Raw genomic sequence first — 16219 nt, 5'->3', positions numbered from 1 at the left:
GGGCCGGTGGGCCGCTCAGGTCAGAGCGCCGGCACCGGGTAGGTCGGGTACTCGACGCCGGAGACGTGCTGGACGACGCGGATGACCTGGCAGGAGTAGCCGAACTCGTTGTCGTACCAGAGGTAGAGGATCGCGTTGTCGCCGTCGACCTTGGTGGCGCCTGCGTCGACGATCGAGGAGTGGCGCGAGCCGACGAAGTCCATGGAGACGGCGTCGGGCGCGGTCGTGAAGTCGATCTGGCGCTTCAGCGGCGAGTGCAGCGACACGTCGCGGAGGTGGTCGAGGACCTCTTCGCGGGTGGTCTCGCGGCCCAGGCGCAGGCTCAGGATGGCGATCGACACGTCCGGCACGGGCACCCGGATCGAGCTGCCGGTGATCGGCGCCTTGAGGTCGGGCAGCGCCTTGGCGACGGCCGAGGCGGCACCGGTCTCGGTGATGACCATGTTCAGCGGCGCGGAGCGGCCACGGCGGTCGGCCTTGTGGTAGTTGTCCAGGAGGTTCTGGTCGTTGGTGAACGAGTGGACGGTCTCCACGTGGCCGCGCAGCACGCCGTACTCGTCGGCCATCGCCTTCAGCGGCGGGACGATCGCGTTGGTGGTGCAGGAGGCGCAGGACAGGATCTGCTCGTCCGGCTTGATGGTGTCGTGGTTGACGCCGTGGACGATGTTGGGGACGTCGCCCTTGCCGGGGGCCGTCAGGACGACCTTGTCGATGCCGGGGCGCAGGTGGTTCGACAGGCCCTCGCGGTCGCGCCACTTGCCCGTGTTGTCGATGAGGATGGCGTCCTTGATGCCGTACGCCGTGTAGTCGACCTCGGACGGGTCGTTCGCGTAGATCACCTTGATGGTGTTGCCGTTGGCGACGATCGTGTTCGTCGCCTCGTCCACCGTGATGGTGCCCTGGAACTGGCCGTGGATGGAGTCGCGCCGCAGCAGCGAGGCCCGCTTGACGAGGTCGGCATCGCCGCCGCCCCGCACGACGATGGCGCGCAGCCGCAGGCCGTTGCCCGAGCCGGCCTTCTCGATCAGCAGCCGGGCGACGAGGCGGCCGATGCGGCCGAAGCCGTACAGGACGACGTCGCGGCCCTCGCGGCGCTCGATCTTGTTGTCGCCGGTCGCGCCGATGACGGCGTCGGCGGTGAACTCCTCGACCGAGAGGCCGCGGTCGTCCGCCTTGTAGGTGGCGGCGAGCATGCCGATGTCGATCTGGGAGGGGCCGAGATCGAGGGTGGTCAGCGCCTGGAGGAAGGGCAGCGTCTCGGTGACCGAGAGCTCCTCCCCGGCTATCTGCCGGGCGAATCGGTGGGTCTTCAGGAGGCTGACCACCGACTTGTTCACCAAGGAGCGGCTGTGCAGCAGGATCGTGACGTCCCGCTCCCGGTGCAGCTTCCCGATGATGGGGATCATCGACTCCGCGATTTCCTCGCGGTTTTTCCAGTTGGTGAACGAGTCGTCATTGACAGTCACGGGTTCATCTTTCGAGCTAGGCGGCGCTCATATGCTAACCCGCGCGACTTTTGATCGTTCAAGCGGTCCACCTTGAGGGAAACGCCGGGTGGGAGGGTGGGGTCCGGCCGCAGCGGCGCTCCGCGCGGCGGCCGGGCCCCGGGGCCTCAGCCGAGGGTCCAGCGCTGCAGCGCGGAGCCCGTGTCGGGCTGCTGGGTGACCAGTGCTCCGTCGCCCGTCGAGGCGGTCGTGAGGAGCAGCCCGCTGACCTTCGACGCGATGGTGTAGCGGCCGTCGGCCGTGGCGGTCACCGTCCAGTGCTGGTTGGCGCCTCCGGTGCAGGCCCACTGGATCACCGCGGCTCCGGCGGAGCGTGAGCTCGCGGTCACATCGGCGCAGAGCTTCGACTCGCCGTTGACGAGCTGGTAGCTGCCGTCGGGCTGCCGGGTGAGGACCCAGTTCTGGTTGGCGCCCGCGTTCGGGCTCCAGGTGATCAGCTGGGTCCCCTGCTCCGTCGAGTGGCCCGGGTCGTCGAGGGCCTTGCCCGAGGCCGTGAGGGTGTGGGTGCCGTCGGGGGACCCGCCGGTGGCCGGGCCGGTGGCGGTGAGCGCGAGCGTCTGCTCGGCGGCGGTGCGCGCGCCGCCGACCGCGCTGCCCGTGGTGTCGCTCCAGCTCCGGGTGGGGGTGGTCTCGGCGGGCCGGCCGGCCTTCGCGGACAGGCCGAGCACGAGCCCGCTGTAGCGGTTCACCAGCCGGTAGGAGCCGGTGGATGCGACGGGCACGACGAACCACTGCTGTCCCACCGTGGGGCCGCCCGCCCCTGCGGCGGCCAGCACGGGCTTCGCGCCCCAGGCCCGCCCGGCCTTGGAGGTGGCGGGGACGCCGAGGAGCTTGCCGCCGGCCGCGGCAGCGATGCGGTACGAGCCGTCGCCGTCGGCGGTGAACACCCAGGACTCCCCGGCGGACCCGGTGGGCGCCGCGAGGGAGGTGACCGATGCCCCGTCGGCGGCCTGCGCGAGGACCCGGCCGTCGCCGCTGCCGATGCGGTAGCTCTTGGTGACGTCGACCGGGGGCGCGGCGGGCGCGGAGGTGTCCACCGTGATGTCCACGTACTCACCGTCGGAGCCGCCGTGGCATTCGATGGAGCAGTACGACCTGAAGGTCTTGCCGACGATGGTGGAGTTGGTGCGGTTGGCGCCGTCGAGGAACCAGCGGTACCACGAGTTGTTGGTGTAACCGCCGGTGTCACCCAGCAGGTGCCACTTCTGGCTCGTGAGGTCGTCGGTGGCGTAGATGCGCTGCGGCGCCGTTCCGTTCACCGCCTCGGGCTCTCCGATGTAGAGGCCCAGGTAGGCGTTGTAGGTGATGTTCATGACGAACAGCGGTGATTTGGGAGGCAGTTGACCCGCCGCGATCTGCTGGGCCACCGTGCCGGCGTGGGCCGGGTCGTAGTCGCCCGCGACCGGTGTGTACCCGGTGGAGCCGGCGGCGTCGACCGGCACCATGTTGCTCTCCAGGCCGCCCACGCCCGGCTGCGACCAGTGCCCGTCGTACCACTTCTGCCAGGAACCGCGCGCCATCTTCGAAGAGATGGGGGCGCGGGCGACGTGCGCGAGGCTGTCCTGCCAGTTCCCGCCCTTCGCGACGATGCGCGAGCCGTAGTAGACGTAGAAGTAGCCCGACGCCGTGTCGACGAAGAGCCGCTGGTCGCCGTCCCCGTAGGAGTACGTCTCGTTCGGGAACTGCGTGGTGTCGCCGCGCTTGGTGCTGTACGGCGAGGTGATGGCGTGGTCCTTGATGGTCCAGGTGCGGCCCTGGTCCTTCGAGACCGCGTAGTCGATCGCGTCGAAGTGGATGCCGTCGGAGAACGGCGCCGGGGTGAACTCGTTGTGGACGAGCCCGTACCAGTCGCCGGTGTCCGGGTCGACCCACATTCCGGAGAGGTCGCAGTAGTTCTTCTGCGAGTACCCCGCGTTGCCGACGGCATTGCTCGCCTCGACACCGGTGGGGCTGTTGTTGCAGCGCCAGGTCGTGTCGTTGTTCTTGTCGGAGGGGTTGGCGGGGTTCACCGCGTCGCTGACGGCGCTCGACCGGGAGGCGCTGTCCATGTCGGTGCCGGTGAAGAAGTCCCAGTACCGGGGGTCCTTCGCCCCGTACAGGGCGGCCGACTGCTGGAAGTAGAAGGTGCCGTCCTTGTCGGTGTAGGCCGAGGCGGGCGTGTCCGTGGGGTGGGTGTACGGCACGGGCGATCCGACGCCGATGGTGTACGTCGCGGCCGGGGGCGCGGCCGCGGCGGGCGGAGCCACCGCGGCGGCCAGGGCCAGGGCCGCGGCTCCGACGGCCGCGGCGACTGCTCTGAAGGTGGGGGAGGACACGGGCGCTCCTTCTGTGACGCTGTGACGGCCCACGGATGTGGGAGCGGGGAACGGCGCGCCGGCGAGGAGGACGCCCGCGTGCTGCGCAGTCTGTGCACCGTGCCGGGCGGCGTCCACGGACAACCGTCGGCCGGACTTGGACTTTTGTCGCCGCGCCAGGAGGGCCCGCACCCCGGCGCGGCGTGCCCGCCGAGGACGCGGGAGGGACGTGCGGACCGCCGTGCCGAATATGCCGAATACGGGCGCTGTCGAGCCACGAGCGGGAATGTGTGGCCGAAAATCGACTCGAAGTCAATGACTTTATGAGCTGCGCCCGACATCACCAAAGGGCACGGAACCAGATATTCCGGGCGACGAGTTTCGATGGGCCTAAAGGATGAGTAAGGTGTGGGTCGCTGTCGGTGAACCTGCGTACAGGCTCGGGCTCCGGCTCAATTCCCTATGGCTGGGATTCGTAGGGCGCGGGGTGTCGTCCGCGGGGACACAGGGGGAGGATCGTGGCTGCCGGCTCGTTCGAGGGACACTACGTGTGGCATCCGGCGGCCGACGATCGCGAGCTGGCGCGGGCGTGCACGGATGTGCGGGCCGGGCGCTACCTGGGCGCCCACAACGTGCTCCAAGAGACGCGTGGGGACTACGAGTTGAGGGCCCACCGCTCCCTCGTGCTCGCCTCGGAGGCGGCCGACTCGGACCTCGCGGAGCGCTGGCTCGCCGAGGAACCCGGCCCGGAGGCAGCCCTGTTGGCGGCGCGCGTGGCGATGATCCGCGCGCTGCGCACGGCCGACGCCGGCGACGCACGCTCCGACGCACTGCTGCGCATAGCGCAGGCGGCCTGTGTCCGGGCGGCCCGGCTGCTGCCCAACGATCCCACCCCGTGGGCGGCCCAACTGGCCCTCGCCCGCATCGACGGACCCCGTGACGCCGCGCCCCGGGGGCTGCTGACCGCGCCGGCCGGGCCCTGGCAGATGTTCGCGCACGTACTGCGGCTCGACCCCTGGCACCGCGAGGCCCATCACCGCTTCCTCGCCTGCTTCTTCACCCGCTACGGCGGTTCCGCGAGCGCCCGCTGGGACGTCGCCTCCTTCCTCAGCCACCGGGCGCCGGCGACGTCGGCGCTGCGTCTGCTGCCGCTGGTCGCACTCGTGGAGGACTACGACCCGAACGCGCTGCTCGCCAACGAGACCTGGCAGCAGCCGCAATGGGCCACCACCACCTTGGGCATTTACCACAACTGGTTTCCCCATGCGGCCAGTTACCGGTTCACACCCGTCCTCGACCTGGCGTATCTGGCGCACGCGCTGTTCATGGCGAAGCGCGAATTCGAGGCACGGGAAGTCCTTACGGCCATGGGCCCCTACGCCTCACGCATGCCGTGGAGCATGTTCGGCGAGCCCGGGGAGCAGCTCACCCGGGCCAGGAGGTCCTGCGGCCTCCCGACCCCCGCGCCGACCTGATCACGGCCGGCGTGCACGTCCCGCCCGCGAGACCACGCGTCTTTTCATTCCCGAGGAAAGGTTGCTCCTGTGTCCGAGCGCATGTCCCCCGCTCGTCCGTCGAGCCGGCCCGTTCCGTCGTCGTCCACCCTCGACGACGATGCCACACTGCACGCGATGGGATATCCACGGAAACTGACCCGTAGATTCCACGCCTTCGACAATTTCGCCATATCCTTCACCATCATCAACATTATTTCCGGCATATTCTCCGCATTTGGCTTCGGAATGGGAGCGGGCGGCCCGAGGATTCTCGTCTTCGGCTGGATCGGCGTCTCCGTCATGGTGCTGTTCGTGGGCGCGGCGATGGGCGAGATCGCCTCCGCGTACCCCACGAGCGGGGCCCTGTACTTCTCGGCCGGCAAGCTCGCCAAGCGGCACCGCGGCGCCTGGTCCTGGTACACGGGATGGCTCAACTTCGTCGGCCAGGTGGGCGGCACCGCCGCCACCAACTACGCCGCCGCCACCTTCATCCAGGCGTTCATCTCCATGCAGTGGCCCTCGTACGAGGGGACACCCCAGCAGACGGTCGGCATCGCGACGGCGATCCTGCTGCTCCAGGCGCTCGCCAACACCTACACCGTGCAGCTGGTCGCCGTGGTCAACCGGATCTCCGTGTGGTGGCTGCTCGTCGGCATGGTGGTGATCGTCGTGGCGCTGGCCGTGAAGCCCAGCTCGCACCAGCCCGTCTCGTTCGCCACGCACTTCGTCAACAGCACCGGCTTCAGCAACGGGTTCTACGCCGCGATGCTCGGCCTGCTCGTCACCAGCTGGACGTTCACGGGCTTCGACGGCAGCTTCCACATGTCGGAGGAGACGGTGAAGGCCACCGTCAACACGCCCAAGGGCATCATGCGGGCGATCCTCTACTCCGCTCTCGCCGGCCTCGTCCTCATGCTCGCCCTGGTGTACTCCATCCGCGACTACGCCGGCGAGATCGCCGCGTCGGCGCCTCCGGTGCAGATCCTCGTGGACGCGCTGGGCCTCGGCATGGCCAAGCTGCTCCTGCTGATCGTCATCGGCGCCATGCTGTTCTGCGGTCTGGCCAACATGACCAGCAACACCCGCCAGATCTTCGCCTTCTCGCGGGACGGCGCGATGCCCGGCTCCCGCCTGTGGCACTCGGTGTCGCTGCGCACGCGCACGCCCGTGAAGGCCGTATGGCTCGCCGCCGCCTGCGCGCTCGTGCTGATCATCCCGGGCTGGTGGTCGCACACGGCGTTCACCGCCATCGTCAGCGTCAACGTGGTCGGCCTGTACCTGGCGTACGGCGTGCCCATCTTCCTGCGGCTGCGCCTGAACGACTTCCAGCCCGGCCCGTGGAACCTGGGCCGCTACGGCAGGCCGGTCGCGGCGGTGGCCGTGGTGTGGATCGTGCTCAGCAGCATCCTGTTCATGCTGCCGCAGGTCTCCCCCATCACCGCGGACTCGTTCAACTACGCGCCGATCGCGCTCGGCGCGGTGCTGCTCATCGCCACCGTCTGGTGGTTCGCCACCGCCCGGCGGCGCTTCCAGGGGCCGGTCAGCTACGGCAGCCCCGACGAGGTCGCCGCGATGGACCTCGTCTGACGGAGCTCGCAACCCGCTCGCAACCACCCGCGTGGTGAGCTGAGCCGGGCCGGATCCGCGCGGCGCCGCCCACCGGGGGCCGCCGCGCGGACCGGAGGAGCGAGGAGAGATGACACCCGCGCAGCACCCGGAGCCGCCGGCCGCCGCACCGCCGGTCGAACTCACCCCGGCCGCAGGCGAGTTGCTCCGCAGACTACGGGCGGCCCACGGCCCCCTGATGTTCCACCAGTCCGGCGGCTGCTGCGACGGCAGCGCCCCCATGTGCTATCCACGCGGCGAGTTCCGCACCGGCAACTCGGACGTGCTGCTGGCCTCCCTGACGGTGGAGGGCGTCGAGGAGGGCATCCCGTTCTGGATGTCGACGAGCCAGCACGAGCTGTGGCGCCACACCCGCCTGATCGTCGACGTGGTGGAGGGCCGCGGCAGCGGGTTCTCCCTGGAGGCGCCGGAAGGGGTGCGGTTCCTCATCCGGTCGCGCCTGCTCTGAACCCGCCGCCGCTCGGGCCTCAGACCCGGTCGCGCACGGCCACGATGCCGTTGAACACACCGATGTACGCGGTGCCGTCGGGCCCGATCGTGATCGGCGCCCAGTTGTTGTCGTAGGCGGGGCCGGTGCCGGTGAGCTTCTTCCAGCGGACGGCGCCGCTACGGAAGTCCACGGCGGTCAGGTACCAGGCGTCGATGCCGAGCGCGTTGGGCTCCTTCTCGTAGAAGTAGACGAGCCCGTTGGCCGTGGACAGCTTCGGCACGACGGACGGCGAGCGGACCGCGCTCTGCCACACCGTGTCGCAGCCGCTGCCGTCCGCGCGTACGTCGATCCTGGTGGCGCCGCCGACGACACTGCGGCCGAAGGTGAGCGACGTGAGGTTCTCGTAGCCGTAGTTGTTCTCGACGATCAGGCTGTTGCCCCAGCTGATCAGGGAGTTGTCGGTGGTCGACGCTCCGGACCCGAAGACCGGGATCCGGCACACCTCGCGCCGCCCGTCCGGCACGTCGTCGCCGCGCCGGTAGACCACCACGTCCATCCGGTCGTCGGCGTTGTCGGTGATCGCCACATAGCCGTCGCCGAACAGGTCGGGGGTGGTGCCCGAACCCTGGTTCACGGAGCCGGGCTTGGTGCCGGTTCCCCGGTCGTAGCTCTGGCGCCACTCCACGACGGGCGTGCCGTCGGCGGCGGCCCGGAAGCTGTAGAGGGCGTGGTCGGAGACGATGGAGACGCCGTCCTCGGCCACCGAGAAGGAGTTCTGGATCTCCTCCCCCGCCAGCTGTGTGGAGTGGACGGCTCCGGTCGCCGGGTCGACCGTGCCGACACGGCCGAGCCTGGTCACCCACCAGATGCGCCCCTGCCAGTCGGGCATCACGGACGTCACGGGATCGCAGGTGCCGCTGGGGAAGAGGTTGGTCCAGCTGACGCAGTCGTGCGGGACGACACCGCTCAGGTCCCAGTCGTCGTCGACGGCGAACGACCAGCTGCCGTCGGCCGCCTGATGGTGGGCGAGGCGCAGGATGTGATGACGGGAGTCGGCGAGGACCACCCGGTCCTGGTCGTCGAGGTAGAAGTAGGCGCCGCCCGAGGTGTCCTTGAAGATTCTTTCGAAGTCGAGCCGGGTGATCGCCTCGACGGTGGAGGAGCGCTGCGGGAGCTGGTACTCGGCGAGGGTGGCCAGGGAGTGCGGGTCGAGGAGCTTCAGCTTGAAGCCCTGGAAGGTGCCGCAGACGGTGAGGAGGCGCCCCGCCGCGTCGAAGGTGGCGGTCGCGCATTCGCCGCCCAGCGGGGCGATCTGCTCGCTGGTGACCTGCGGGTCGCGGCCGAGCGGCCCGGAGTACGGATGGGTTCCGCTCCCCCAGGAGTCGCCGTGCATCCCGTTGCGGCCGTTGGGCGCCATGAATGGGTTCTGGGCGGGGGCCGGCGCGGGGACGGGACGCGCGGTTGCGGGGGCGCCCTCGTACGAACTCACCAGCCGGTGGCCGGGCGCCTTGGGTATCTCGGCGGCCCGGACGCCGGCCGGGCCGAGGAGGGTGCTCGCGGTGACGGCGAGAGTGAGGGCCAGTGCGCGGGCGAGCGCTCTGCGGTCCATGCGGCTCCTTGGTGTGCGTACATACGACAGTCGTCGCGCCGCCACCGGACGTTAGGGCCGGCCGCCCGAAGTGTCCATGGAAAGTGAGGGTGTTTCATCTTCGTGTCACGCGTACGCAACACAGCGGCGCCGCAGCCCGGTTGGGCGCCGTCATCGCGTGAGCCGGCGCTCCAGCGGAGTGCGGAAGCTCGGCTTGACGCGTACGTCGGCGAAGAACGCGGCCAGCCGGGCGGCCTCGTCGGCGATCGCGGCGAGGGCCTCACGCCCGACGCCCCGGGGGGTCAGGAGTTCCGTGACGATCTCGCCTTCGGACCGCTGGGCCCAGCCGCCCACGACACGCCCGTCGCACCACACGCTGGGCCCGATGTTGCCGTTGGTGTCGAACAGTTCGGACCTGTGGCCCGCGTCGAAGTACCAGTCGCGGTCGCGCCAGCCCATGGGGGTGGGGTCGAGCGCGGGGAGCAGCGCGACCCAGGGTTCGGGCTCGGCGGGGGCGTCGAGGTGGGCGGGCAGGGCGTGGCCGGGGCCGTGGTCGAGGTCGACCTCCACGGCCTCCGTGCGGGCGAGCGCCTTGCGGGTGTCGGTGAGCGTCCACCCCGTCCACCACGTGACGTCCTCGGTGGTGGCGGGGCCGAACGCCTCCAGGTAGCGGGCGGCCAGCCGTGCCTTCGCCTCGTCGACGGGCAGGTCGGGGTGGGGCTCGGCGGGGATCCAGCGGTACTGGCTGGAGGCCCAGGTGCCGAGCGGCCGGCCGCGCCGGATGCGGCCCTCGGCGGCCATCACCCCGAGGAAGCGGCTGGTGATGCGGGGCCTCGCCTCGTACGGCTTGCCCGCGGCCTGCACGATCTTCGACGTCAAGTCGGGTACGTCGGAGGCAATTTGGGACGCCGTCGCCTCGCCCCGTCGCTGCAGCGCCGCCACCACCGCGGCCTCGGTCGCGGCGAACCAGCGCTCGTCGAAACCGAGCTGTTCCTGGATGACCTTGGCCAGATTGCGGCGTTCGCGGGCCGCCACGGCGCGGGCGGTCGAGGCGTCCACGACGGGAGCGAGCTCGCGCGGCACCACGAACATGGTGCGCCGCATGCACAGCATCCGCACCAGCGTGTGGTCCTCGTAGAGCGCACGCTCCAGCTCCGTCACGGACGGGTCCTGGAGCCGGGCGGCCACGGAGAGGTACACCGAGGCGGGGTCGGTGGCGTGCAGCCCGAGCAGCGCCTCGGCGACCGCCTCCGGGGTGCTCGCGCGAGCGGTGGGCGCGAGCAAGTGGCGTGCGCCCAGGCGGGCGCGGCGCTCCTCGTCGGTGATCTTCCGGCGGGCCTCGGTCATGGTTTCAGGCTACCGACCACACCCGCCGTGGCGTTGACGCCGTCCAGGATCGTCGGCGCCACGCTGGTGCTCGCCAGGAAGAAGCCGAGCAGCGCGCAGACCACGGCGTGCGACAGCTTGAGTCCTCCGCTCCGAAGAAAGATCACCGCGAGGACCAGCAGCAACAGCACCACCGAGATCGAAACAGCCATGACGAGCCTCCTCCACCGCGCCGGGATGGCGGTCTTCGGGCGTCAGTGTGGCGGAGGAGGCGCCGCCCGCCGCCTCAAGACGTGTCCGCCGTACGGGTGTTGACTGCGCGTTACCCGTTACGGAGTGTGTGCGAGCGGGGTGGTGGTGGGCGCGTTCCAGGTGACCGTGCGGTCGCACCAGGTGGCGAGCAGGGCCGGGTCGTCCCCGACGGCGAGCAGGGAGGCCCCGGATGCGCGCCGGTAGTCGCACACCGCCGCGATGAGGGCGTCCGTGGTCTCGGAGTCCATCAGCGCGGTCATCTCGTCGCAGATGAGCAGGCGCGGGCGGAGCACCAGGGCGCGGGCGAGGAGGGCGCGTTGGAGCGGGCCGTCGCCGACCTCGCGGGTGTCGCGGGTGAGGAGGTCGCCGCCCAGGCCGACGGCGTGGGCCAGTTCGTCGACGCGCTCACGGATCTCGATCCGCCGGCCCGACGCCTTCAGCGGCTCGGCGATCAGGTCGCGCAGGCGCAGTGCGGGGCCGCCGGAGCGGCCGGGTGCGGGGAGGACGAAGCCCACCGTGGTGCGCAGGGCGCGGGGTACGCGGTGGCGGGGGTCGGTGACGACGGGGGTGCCGCCGATGACGACCGTGCCGGCGTCGGGGCGGTGGAGCAGGGCGGCGACGCGGGCGAGCGTGGACTTGCCGCACCCGCGGGGGCCGAGCAGGCCGACGGCCTCGCCGCGGGCCACGACGAGGCTCATGTCGCGCACGACGGGCTTGTCCCGCTCGTATCCGGCGGTGATGTTGCTGAGTTCGAGCACTGCGGCGGTCCTCCCGGTGGGCGTGGTGGCGGGCGGCCGTCGTACCCCGGCGCGGCTGCCTCCGGCGGAATGTCGGAAGTCGGGGGTGAAGGAACGTTCCGTCTCGGTATCGCCACGAGCGTACGGGGTGGGCTGCGGTGCATGTACCCCGCCCGAAACCCCGAGCACCCTCCGCGCAGTTCCCCGCGCCCCGGGAGAGCTCCACCAGGCCGGGGCGCACCCGGCTCGGCCGAAGCACCGCACAGCCGGACCCGCCAGGGGCGCGGGGGACTGCGCGAGACGCGTCCACGGCCCGCAGACGACAACAGCCCGCGATCCGCTCGCCCTCAAGCTCCGCGCAGGAGAGCCCGGTCAGTGGCGCGGGGAACTGCGCGGGAAGGGCCCACGGCCCGCGGCCGACAAAACAGCCGAAACGCCCTCGCCCCGCGGGGCTGGGCGGGGCGCGGAGCACGACGGCCCCGGCCGCGCGGGCCGGGGCCGGGTGGTGCGGGCGGGGCCGTCAGGGCGCGGTCAGGTCCATCAGCGCGGCGATGGCCGACCGGTGCTCACCCGCCGGCCCCAGCGCGATCTGGGCCGACTTGGCGCGCTTCAGGTACAGGTGCGCCGGGTGCTCCCAGGTCATGCCGATGCCGCCGTGCAGCTGCACGCACTCCTCGGCGGCGTGCACGGCGACCCGGGCGCAGTACGCCTGGGCTACGGCCACCGCGAGCGGCACCTCGGGGCTGCCGGTCGCCAGCGTGTCGGCGGCGTTGCGGGCGGCGGCACGCGCCGATACGACCTCCAGCCAGAGCTGGGCCATGCGGTGCTTGAGCGCCTGGAAGGACCCGACCGGCCGGTTGAACTGCTTGCGCTCGCGGGTGTACGCCACCGTCTCGGTCAGGCACCATTCGGCGACCCCGAGCTGCTCGGAGGCGAGGAGTCCGGCTCCGGCGAGCAGGCCGCGGCGCACGGCGGCCCGCGTGGCGTCCGGGCCGGCCAGCAGCGTGCCGTTCGCGCCGTCGAGGGTGACGGCGGCGAGCGGGCGGGTCAGGTCGAGCGGCGTGAGCGGGGTGGCCGTGACGTCCGCGGCGTCCAGCGCGTACAGGCCCTGAGCCGTCGGCACGAGCAGCACATCGGCGGTCGCAGCGTCCGCGACGGCGGAGACCGTCCCGGTGAGCGCCGCGGGCAGCCGCACCGAATCCGGGCCCGCCGAGAACGGCACGACGAGGGCGGCGGTCCGGTGACCGGACGCCAACTCCCGTACCAGCGTGCCCACTTCGGCGCTCTCGGCAGCCACGGCGAGCAGCGTCTCGGTGGCGATCACGGCGCTCGTGAGGAACGGGACCGGCGCCACGGCCCGGCCGATCTCCTCCAGGACCACCGCGGCCTCCCGGTGCGAAGCGCCCTGGCCGCCGAGCTTCTCGGGCACGAGCAGGCCCGCGAGCTCCATCCGCGCGCCGAGCGAGCGCCACAGATCGGGGTCGTACGGGGCGTCCGACTCGGCGCGGGCGAGCGCGGCCGGGGTGTCGGCGCGGTCGGTGAGCAGGGAGCGTACGGCCGCCCTGAGATCGTCCTCGGCCTCGGAGTACAGCAGGTCCACGGTGGCTTCTTCGGCGGTCTGCGCTGTCTGCGCTTTCATCGGGTCAGGTCCTTCCAGGCGACGTCCTTGTCGTTGCGCGGCTCGGCGGGCAGCCCGAGGACGCGTTCGGCGACGATGTTCAGGAGCACTTCGCTCGTGCCGCCCTCGATGGAGTTGCCCTTCGAGCGCAGGTAGCGGTAGCCGGCGTCGCGTCCGGTGAAGTCGACCATCTCGGGCCGGCGCATCGTCCAGTCCGCGTACAACAGGCCCTCGGAGCCGAGCAGTTCGACCTCCAGGCCGCTGATCTCCTGGTTGAGGCGGGCGAAGGCGAGCTTCATGCCGGAGCCCTCGGGTCCCGGCTGGCCCGCGACGAGCTGCTGGCGCAGCCGCTCGCCGGTGAGCCGGGCGACCTCGGCCTCGACCCACAGGGTGAGCAGCCGCTGGTGCAGGTCGTGGGTGCGCAGTTCGGGGCGTTCGCGCCAGGTGCGGGCGACCGGGCCGATCATGCCGCCCTCGCGGGGGATGCGCATGCCGCCGATGGAGACCCGCTCGTTCATGAGGGTGGTCTGGGCGACCTTCCAGCCCTCACCCACCTCGCCGAGCCGGTGCGCGTCGGGGATGCGCACCCCGGTGAGGAACACCTCGTTGAACTCGGCCTCGCCGGTGATCTGCCGCAGGGGCCGCACCTCGACGCCGGGGTCGGTCATGTCGCAGATGAAGTAGCTGATGCCCTGGTGCTTGGGCAGTCCGGGGTCGGTGCGGGCGATGAGGATGGCCCAGCGGGCGAGGTGGGCGCTGGAGGTCCACACCTTCTGCCCGTCGACCACCCAGTCGTCGCCGTCGCGCACCGCACGGGTGCCGAGCGCCGCGAGGTCTGAGCCCGCGCCCGGCTCGCTGAAGAGCTGGCACCAGACCTCCTCGCCCACCCACAGGGGCCGCAGGAAGCGCCGCTTCTGCTCGTCGGTGCCGTACTTCAGGACGGTCGGCGCGGCCATGCCGAGGCCGATGCCGATCCGGCGCGGGTCGTTGTCGGGCGCCCCGGCCGCCGCGAGTTCGGCGTCGACGACGGGTTGCAGGGAGCGCGGCGCGGCGAGGCCGCCGAGGCCCACGGGGTAGTGCACCCAGGCCAACCCGGCATCGAAGCGGGCCTTGAGGAAGTCGAGGGGGTCGGTGGCGGCGGGCGGGTGTGCGGCGAGCAACTCGCGCGTACGGGTGCGCAGTTCGGCGGCGTCGGTCATCGGGCGGCTCCGTCCGTGAGGACGACCACACGGCCGGTGGTCGTGCCGTCGGCGACGCGCTGCACCGCGGCGGCGGCGTCCTTGAGCGGGACGCGCTCGCTGATGAGCGGCTTGATCGCGCCGTCGGCGGCGAGCCGGGTGAGCTGCTCGTGGCAGCGGGCGATGGAGGCCGGGTCCTTCTGCGCGTACAGGCCCCAGTGCAGCCCGACGATCGAGTAGTTCTTGACGAGGGCGTGGTTGAGCGCGGGCGCCGGAACGGAGCCGCTGGCGAAGCCGACGATCACGATGCGCCCCTCGAAGGCGACGCACTTGGCGGACTTGGCGTACGCGTCACCGCCGACCGGGTCGTAGATGACATCGGCGCCGCGCCCGCCGGTGGCTTCCTTCACGGCGGCCACGATGTCGTCCGCGCGCCGGTCGATGACCAGATCGCAGCCCAACTCCCGTGCCACAGCCGCTTTTTCCGGCCCGCCGACGACGCCGATGACGCGGGCCCCCGCGGCCTTGCCGAGCTGCACGGCCGCGCTGCCCACTCCCCCGGCCGCGGCGTGCACGAGCAGCGTCTCGCCCTCCTGGAGGTGCGCGCGGCGGTGCAGTCCGAAGACGCCGGTCTGGTAGCCGATGTGCAGGGCGGCCGCCTCGGCGTCGTCGAGCGCGTCGGGCGCGGGCAGCAGGGCCGCCTCGTCGGCGACGACGTACTCGGCGAGCCCACCGTTGGGGAGCGCCGGGTTGGCGATCACCCGGCGGCCGTCCTCGGTCTCTCCGCAGATCTCGACGCCGGGCGTGAACGGCAGCGGGGGTCGGATCTGGTACTGGCCGCGGCAGAGCAGCGCGTCCGGGAAGTTGATGTTGGCGGCGCGCACCCGGAGGAGCACCTGTCCAGGGCCCGGCACGGGCCGGTCGATCTCTTCGAGCCGCATCACCTCGCCCGGCTCGCCGTTCTCGTGCACTCGCCATGCCTGCATTCGTGGGCCTCCACACGCCGGGCGCGATACGGCTGCGTACCGCTGAGTACGTTCCTGTGCTCGCGAGCATACTAAGCGGTCGCTTGCCGCAGGGGAATCACCTGTCCGAAATCGGACGGGGTGCCCGGTACCGAGCGGGAAGGGCGGCTCGCCCCGAGCCCCCGGCGCGGGCAAGAAGGGGTCGCACGGGCATGGTGATGTGCGGCGGCAGCCGGTAGGGATGCGGCATGACCGATGCCGCCGCACCTCCGCCGCGCCCCGCGCACCCGGGGCTTCCCGCGCCGCCACCGCTCGGTGCGTGCGCGCTGCCGCCGGGGACGTACGCGGGCAGCGTGGTGCTGGTCACCGGGGGCGGGTCGGGGCTGGGGAAGGCGATGGCGGCCGAGTTCGCGCGGCTCGGGGCCGATCTCATGATCGTGGGGCGCTCCGCGGACCGGCTCAGGGCCGCCGAGCGCGAGCTGGCTCGGCTCGGCGGCCGCGTGGCGTGCGCGGTGTGCGACATCAGGGAGCCGGAACGGATCGCCGAGGTCTTCGACGCGGCGGAGGCGACGCTGGGCCTCCCGGCCGTGCTGGTGAACAACGCCGCCGCCAACTTCCCCTCCCCCGCCGAGGACCTGTCGCCCAACGCCTGGCGGGCGGTCCTCGACATCACCCTCACCGGCACCTGGTTCATGACCCGCGAGTTCGCCCGCCGCCACCTCGCGGCCGGCACCCCGGGGTCGGTGGTCAGCATCGGGGCCTCGTACGCCTGGACCGGCGGGCCGGGCCATGCCCACTCGGCGGCGGCCAAGGCGGGGGTACGCAACCTGGTGGAGACGCTCGCCGTGGAGTGGGGCCCCTACGGCATCCAGGTCAACGGTCTGGTCCCGGGACTGATGCCGCATCCGGACCTCCCGGAGTCGATCCGCGCGAGCCTCGGCCGGGCCGAGGACAGCGGCGAACTCCCCCTGCGGCAGCCTGCGTTGAGAGTCGGGCTGCCCCGCGAACTCGGCTGGGCCGCCACCTTCCTCTCCTCACCGTACGCCCGTTTCATCAGCGGACACACCCTGGTGGTCGACGGGGCGAACTGGCAGCGGCGGGCGCTGGTGGCGCCCCCGGTGAGCAGCGTGCGGGAGCAGCTGGGGCGCGGCCCCTTCGGCGCGTAGCCCGGTACCGGGCAGTCGGCCGGCGCGGCGCCGGTGCC

At 71.8% G+C, this 16219-nt stretch carries 13 protein-coding genes; 4 read left to right on the top strand and 9 right to left on the bottom strand.

Annotated elements, in window-relative coordinates:
• Positions 1-20: 20 nt before the first annotated feature.
• Positions 21-1466 (bottom strand): glyceraldehyde-3-phosphate dehydrogenase, encoded by a 1446-nt coding sequence (locus tag OOJ98_RS28085; RefSeq protein WP_267057838.1) that lies wholly within the window; start codon positions 1464-1466, stop codon positions 21-23.
• Positions 1467-1612: 146 nt separating this feature from the next.
• Positions 1613-3820 (bottom strand): RICIN domain-containing protein, encoded by a 2208-nt coding sequence (locus OOJ98_RS28080; RefSeq protein WP_323177943.1) that lies wholly within the window; start codon positions 3818-3820, stop codon positions 1613-1615.
• A gap of 497 nt (positions 3821-4317) precedes the next feature.
• Here OOJ98_RS28080 and OOJ98_RS28075 point away from each other — a divergent pair, with 497 nt between their 5' ends.
• From OOJ98_RS28075 to OOJ98_RS28065, 3 genes are all read left to right on the top strand, one after another.
• Complete coding sequence (locus OOJ98_RS28075; RefSeq protein WP_267057837.1) at positions 4318-5274, top strand: hypothetical protein; 957 nt, start codon at positions 4318-4320, stop codon at positions 5272-5274.
• 156 nt (positions 5275-5430) lie between these two features.
• Positions 5431-6882, top strand: coding sequence for an amino acid permease (locus OOJ98_RS28070; RefSeq protein WP_267057836.1), 1452 nt, complete (start codon positions 5431-5433; stop codon positions 6880-6882).
• A 109-nt stretch (positions 6883-6991) separates the two neighbouring features.
• A complete protein-coding gene (locus tag OOJ98_RS28065; protein ID WP_267057835.1) occupies positions 6992-7369 on the top strand; it encodes a DUF779 domain-containing protein in 378 nt (125 codons plus the stop codon).
• Between the two features lie 19 nt (positions 7370-7388).
• On the opposite strand, the gene OOJ98_RS28060 is transcribed toward OOJ98_RS28065, so the two are convergent.
• The 7 genes from OOJ98_RS28060 to OOJ98_RS28030 all read right to left on the bottom strand — a co-directional run bounded on the left by OOJ98_RS28060 (position 7389) and on the right by OOJ98_RS28030 (position 15036).
• Positions 7389-8960, bottom strand: a complete 1572-nt coding sequence (locus OOJ98_RS28060; protein WP_267057834.1) for a hypothetical protein — start codon at positions 8958-8960, stop codon at positions 7389-7391.
• Positions 8961-9110: 150 nt separating this feature from the next.
• Positions 9111-10286, bottom strand: coding sequence for a winged helix DNA-binding domain-containing protein (locus tag OOJ98_RS28055; protein WP_267057833.1), 1176 nt, complete (start codon positions 10284-10286; stop codon positions 9111-9113).
• On the bottom strand, positions 10283-10477 hold the full coding sequence (locus tag OOJ98_RS28050) for a hypothetical protein (protein WP_267057832.1): 195 nt from the start codon (positions 10475-10477) through the stop codon (positions 10283-10285). Before OOJ98_RS28050 ends, OOJ98_RS28055 begins: the two co-directional genes overlap by 4 nt.
• 117 nt (positions 10478-10594) lie before the next feature.
• A complete protein-coding gene (locus OOJ98_RS28045; protein ID WP_267057831.1) occupies positions 10595-11275 on the bottom strand; it encodes an ABC transporter ATP-binding protein in 681 nt (226 codons plus the stop codon).
• Positions 11276-11774: 499 nt separating this feature from the next.
• Positions 11775-12893: an acyl-CoA dehydrogenase family protein gene (locus OOJ98_RS28040; RefSeq protein WP_267057830.1), complete on the bottom strand. Its 1119-nt coding sequence runs from the start codon at positions 12891-12893 to the stop codon at positions 11775-11777.
• Entirely contained in the window at positions 12890-14071 is a 1182-nt protein-coding gene (locus OOJ98_RS28035; protein ID WP_267057829.1) for an acyl-CoA dehydrogenase family protein, read from the bottom strand. The genes OOJ98_RS28040 and OOJ98_RS28035 overlap by 4 nt, the downstream gene beginning before the upstream one ends.
• A complete protein-coding gene (locus tag OOJ98_RS28030; protein ID WP_267057828.1) occupies positions 14068-15036 on the bottom strand; it encodes an NADPH:quinone oxidoreductase family protein in 969 nt (322 codons plus the stop codon). Before OOJ98_RS28030 ends, OOJ98_RS28035 begins: the two co-directional genes overlap by 4 nt.
• A 227-nt stretch (positions 15037-15263) precedes the next feature.
• On the opposite strand from OOJ98_RS28030, the gene OOJ98_RS28025 reads away from it, so the two are divergent.
• A complete protein-coding gene (locus OOJ98_RS28025) occupies positions 15264-16181 on the top strand; it encodes an SDR family oxidoreductase (protein WP_267057827.1) in 918 nt (305 codons plus the stop codon).
• Positions 16182-16219: the final 38 nt, after the last annotated feature.

The sequence above is a fragment of the Streptomyces sp. NBC_00083 genome, assembly GCF_026343295.1.
GTDB lineage: Bacteria > Actinomycetota > Actinomycetes > Streptomycetales > Streptomycetaceae > Streptomyces.
Note: the sequence above shows the minus strand (reverse complement) of the source record. Positions and strands in the feature narration are given on the sequence as shown.